The organism is Acetobacterium sp. (genome assembly GCF_041752335.1).
Taxonomy (GTDB): domain Bacteria; phylum Bacillota; class Clostridia; order Eubacteriales; family Eubacteriaceae; genus Acetobacterium.
In genome coordinates, this window is the sequence record NZ_JBGSHG010000041.1 from 1 (window position 1) to 4,937 (window position 4,937).

Consider the following 4,937-nt stretch of genomic DNA (forward strand, 5'->3'; position numbering starts at 1 on the left):
TCTCTCTAACAAGGAGATTATAGCACGATGTTTAGGAAAATCATATCCCGGTGTCGCTGATTGAGCCGAACAATATGTTCGAATTTTGAAAGATCATTCGGGTGTGGTTTTTAACCTTTACCCTAACTCTATCTTACAAGTTAGGTAATGATAATTAACTTGCAAAACACTATTTATTTTGAATGGTTTGATAGAAAAAAGAATATATGAAAATTTCAATGGCAGTTATCATTGATCAAATATCTGTAAACAAGGAGTAAATCATGTGGAAAACAATAAGAATTAATTCTAATAAAAATCTGATAGAAACTGAAGAATACAAGGATGCTTATATGGGTTTGGGAGGAAGAAGTTTAATTGCTCAATTCCTGAATGATGAGGTTAATCCAGACTGTGATCCATTGGGTGAAGAAGCTAAAATTATTATCTGCACCAGTATGTTTGCAGGAAGCGGTTTGGTTTGTGCAAATCGTCTTTCAGTTGGGGCAAAAAGCCCTTTAACCGGTGGGATAAAGGAATCAAACGTAGGTGGTAGCGCAGCTAAGGCTTTGAGTGATCATAATATAAGATCTATTATTATCGAAAGCAAACCAAAAATTGATGGAATAATGAAGGTAATTTTAATCCGTTCCGATGGCAGCATAAGTCTGGAAGATGCGACATCGTATCAGGGAATGAATAATTATGAATTTGTAGAGAACATGCAGAAAAAATATAGCGAAAACATATCAGTGATCTCAATAGGTGTCGCAGGTGAACGACTTTATAAGAATTCGTCGTTACAAATTACCGAATACGGGACAAATTATCCCTGTCGGGCAGCAGGGCGAGGAGGTTTAGGATCGGTGCTGGCATCCAAGGGAATCAAAGGAATTGTTATTCAAAATGCAGATGAAAAAAGCAAGCCAGCGTATGCGGATCGAGAGAAATTTTCAAGAATTAGAAAGGCACTTAACAAATCGGTTGCAGAGGCATCAAAAACAAATCCTTTTGCGCTGATAGGGACGGCCTGTACAATTGATAAAACTGGCGTTGCTGGGATTATTCCGACACACAATTTCACCGGTACCATTTCAGAGAAAATTGAAAATCTTGAATCGGATAAATTTATTGATTTTGTTAACCGGAACGGAAAAAATCAGCATCCTTGTCAAGCCGGTTGTTTGATTAAATGCTCCAATATCATCAAGGATAATGACGGTAAATTTTTGACCGGAGGATTTGAATATGAAACCATAGCACTTTGCGGGCCTAATTGCGATATTTATGATTTTGAAACCATCGCAAGAATGGACCGAATTTGTGATGATCTTGGACTGGATACTATCGAAACTGGTGCCTCGATTGCACTTTGTATGGAAGCAGAAATCATACCCTGGGGAGATGCAAATGCAGCTTTAGAACTATATCAGCAGATAGCTGAGGGCACAGAACTTGGAAATTTAATCGGTCAGGGTACCGCAGCAGTAGGCGAACATTACAACATTAAGCGTATACCAACATGTAAAAACCAGGCAATCCCGGGTTATGATCCAAGAGGGACAATCGGCACAGGATTCACTTATGCAACATCGTCTATGGGTGCTGACCACACAGCAGGGATCACCTTGGGTAAGGATGATCCAACAGATCTGGTAGGGGCTATTCAAACAGCCAATGTTATGCAGCGCATTTTTGCAATGGCTGACAGCATGACCTGCATGATGACTATGTCAACTTTAGGGGGACAGCTTGACCAACTGGCAGAATTGTATAACGCAATGTATGGTGGAGATATAAATGCAGAGGGTCTTTTCGCTGCTGCAGATAAAACACTGAAAATGGAACATGAGTTTAATAAAAAAGCGGGATGGACGAAAGCAGATAATCAAATTCCAGAGTTTTTTAGAACGGAGCCTTTACCATCTACCGGCAAAACGTTCAACATTCCAGCAGAAATGATGGGAATATAAGAGAAAATCGTGATTACCGTCAATAACCAACAATATGAATTTATAGAGCATGTAACAATTGCTGGATTTCTTGATTCCATACAAAATAAACATGAGATGAGTACCTCTGCATTACTTGTGATAGTTAATGATGTACTCATCAGCCCTGCCGCTATCCATCAGGTGTTTATCAATGACGGGGATGTCCTCAAAATAAGAAATTTACCTGTGGGGGGATAATAAATTAAAAAATGCACAAGATTGAATTCTTGAGCTGTGCCACAAACTGGCCAGAAAAGTGTCTGATGAAAAGTGTCTGATGTTAATCTTTACGAAGAATAATGGCATAGGCGGATATTTATGGGAATCAAAAATCCTGAACTATTTGATTAAAAATATTACACAAGTATCCTAAAATTGGTGCTTGACTTAAAGAGGAGAAAAAATGAAAGTTGTAGTGATCGGAGCTGGCCCGGGAGGTTATGAAGCAGCAATTTATGCCGCTAAACGTGGATGTGAGGTTACCCTCATTGAAAAGGAAAAATTAGGTGGAACCTGTTTAAACAAAGGTTGCATACCGACAAAAGCACTACTGGCTGTGACTGACACTTTAGCAACGGTAAAGAAAGCATCGGTTTTTGGAATAGAAACACAAGCAGTAATTAATAATTTTGGATATTCATTTAATCGAAAAAATGCGGTAGTGAATGGCTTGATCAATGGGATTGATTATTTAATGAAGGCAAATGGTGTCAATGTTATTAATGGCCTAGGTCAGCTTAAGAATGACAACACGGTAATTGTTCATAAAACTGACGGGACAAGAGAAGAAATTTCAGCTGATAAAATTATTCTAGCAACAGGCTCCGTACCAGGTAAACCGTCATTCTTAAATTATAACAAAAACAGTGTTGTGACGAGTGATGAAATTCTGGAACTGGATGAACAGCCGAAATCAATTATTATTGTTGGCGGTGGGGTTATCGGTTGTGAAATTGGTCAATTTCTGAAACGGATGGGAACTGAGGTTACGATTGTCGAATTGATGGAACACTTACTGCCTTTCGAAGACGCTGATGTTGCAAAACAGCTGGAACGTCAATTTAAAAAAGAAAAGATCAAGATCATCACAAAGAAAAAGGTTGAATCAGTAAATGTATCAGAGTCGGGGGTACAAGTAATACTTCAAGACGGCGTCGCAATTGAAGCAGAAAAGTTATTGATTTCAATCGGCAGACAGCCATTTACGGTTGGTTTAGGACTTGAAAATACAAATATCATGGTATCGGAACGGGGGTTGATTGAAGTGGATCAAAAGATGCGAACAAATGTTGAGGGTATTTATGCAATTGGTGACATTGTCAATTCTCCACAATTAGCACATGTCGCATCAAAAGAAGCACTAACAGCGGTCGATGATATTTGCGGAGATGGTATTGAGATCAGTTATAAAGCTGTTCCGCGTTGCGTGTACACCGATCCGGAGATTGCATGTGTGGGAATAACAGAAGAACAGGTTAAAAATCAGAGTATTGCTTATACAATCGGTTCATTTAATTTTGCAGCTCTTGGTAAGGCGAAAGCATCAGACAAAACGACGGGTTTTGTGAAGGTAATTGTGAATCAAAAAGATGAAATTATCGGCGGGGAGATTGTCGGAGCTCATGGAACCGATATGCTCCAAATACTAACTTTAGCTGTCGATCTTGGCTTAACAGCGAAACAGGTTGGTCAGTCAATTTTTCCTCATCCTACATTGTCTGAAGGAATCATGGAAGCATTGCATGATGTTCATAAAAGAAGTGTTCATAAAGTTTAAATTTTATCTAGTCTTGAGGCCGAGATTTTATGGGCTTTCTTAAAAAACCTAAATTTAATAAATAAGGAATATGTAATGAGAATTTTAAAATTCTCATTACACAAGTGTAAGAAATGAAAGAAAAGTTACCAGTAGAACTAAGACGGAGCTATGATACGGAATCAATTTCAAAGATGAATAAAATATTAACCGATTTGTCCCTGAATACCGTATGCAATGAGGCAGCTTGTCCAAATATGGGAGAATGTTACAAGAAAAAGACTGCAACATTTATGATTATGGGCAATATTTGTACACGGAACTGCAGTTATTGTGCGGTTTTGACTGGAAAGCCTTCACCTTTGGATTTAGCTGAACCAGAAAATGTTGCAGCAGCTGCAAAAGAAATTGGTCTAAAACACATCGTGATAACTTCAGTAACCCGTGATGATCTCGAAGATGGAGGGGCATTGCATTTTGCTAACACCATTAGCGTAGTGAAAAGAGCCATGCCTGAATCTACAATCGAAGTATTGATACCCGATTTTCAGGGAAATAAGAGAGACATCGAAAAAATAATTTTAGCAGAGCCGGATGTAATCAATCATAATCTTGAAACGGTTCCATCATTATATCAATCAGTAAGACCAAGTGCACAGTATTTTAGATCATTGATTTTACTGAAACATATAAAAGAAGAGGCACCAAATATTATAAGTAAAACTGGAATTATGGTAGGGTTGGGAGAAACTGAAAAAGAAGTATACAAAGTAATGGATCATTTAGTCGAAATAGATTGTGATATTTTAACAATCGGTCAATATTTAAGACCAAGTAAAAAACACATCAGTGTTAAAGAATACATTTCCCAGAAAAGATTTGATGCTTATAGAGAAATAGGCGAAAGTAAAGGGATAAAGTTTGTAGCAAGTTCATCGCTTGTCAGGAGTTCTTACAATGCGAGAGAAGCTGTTGAAAAAATACGAAGTGAATGGATTGCATAATTTGATTTATATAGAAAATGATTCATTAGACCCCTATTTTAATTTTGCGCTTGAATATTATTTACTCAAACTTCGCACATAATAATCGAGCAAAATCATCGTAAATCCGATGTTGCAAACATAAAAATAGCATGAGAACACCAGATTTGTTATAATTGAATTAGCGAAAAACAAACAAACAAGCTGGAGGCTCATGCTATGAAA

At 37.7% G+C, this 4,937-nt stretch carries 4 protein-coding genes; all 4 read left to right on the plus strand.

Annotation, left to right across the window (positions count from 1 at the left end; all coding sequences use genetic code 11):
* Window positions 1-263 precede the first annotated feature (263 nt).
* Window positions 264-1,952: an aldehyde ferredoxin oxidoreductase C-terminal domain-containing protein gene (locus ACEW8F_RS05595; RefSeq protein WP_373482490.1), complete on the plus strand. Its 1,689-nt coding sequence runs from the start codon at window positions 264-266 to the stop codon at window positions 1,950-1,952.
* Window positions 1,953-1,961: 9 nt separating this feature from the next.
* Window positions 1,962-2,171, plus strand: a complete 210-nt coding sequence (locus ACEW8F_RS05600; RefSeq protein WP_373482491.1) for a hypothetical protein — start codon at window positions 1,962-1,964, stop codon at window positions 2,169-2,171.
* 205 nt (window positions 2,172-2,376) lie between these two features.
* Entirely contained in the window at window positions 2,377-3,750 is a 1,374-nt protein-coding gene (gene lpdA, locus ACEW8F_RS05605) for a dihydrolipoyl dehydrogenase (RefSeq protein ID WP_373482492.1), read from the plus strand.
* A 113-nt stretch (window positions 3,751-3,863) separates the two neighbouring features.
* A complete protein-coding gene (gene lipA, locus ACEW8F_RS05610) occupies window positions 3,864-4,733 on the plus strand; it encodes a lipoyl synthase (protein ID WP_373482493.1) in 870 nt (289 codons plus the stop codon).
* Window positions 4,734-4,937: the final 204 nt, after the last annotated feature.

What these genes read in the sequence shown, in the direction of transcription:
- lipA (WP_373482493.1), top strand. Translation starts at nt 3,864, where the DNA reads ATGAAAGAAAAGTTACCAGTAGAACTAAGACGGAGCTATGATACGGAA.
- ACEW8F_RS05595 (WP_373482490.1), top strand. Translation starts at nt 264, where the DNA reads ATGTGGAAAACAATAAGAATTAATTCTAATAAAAATCTGATAGAAACT.
- lpdA (WP_373482492.1), top strand. Translation starts at nt 2,377, where the DNA reads ATGAAAGTTGTAGTGATCGGAGCTGGCCCGGGAGGTTATGAAGCAGCA.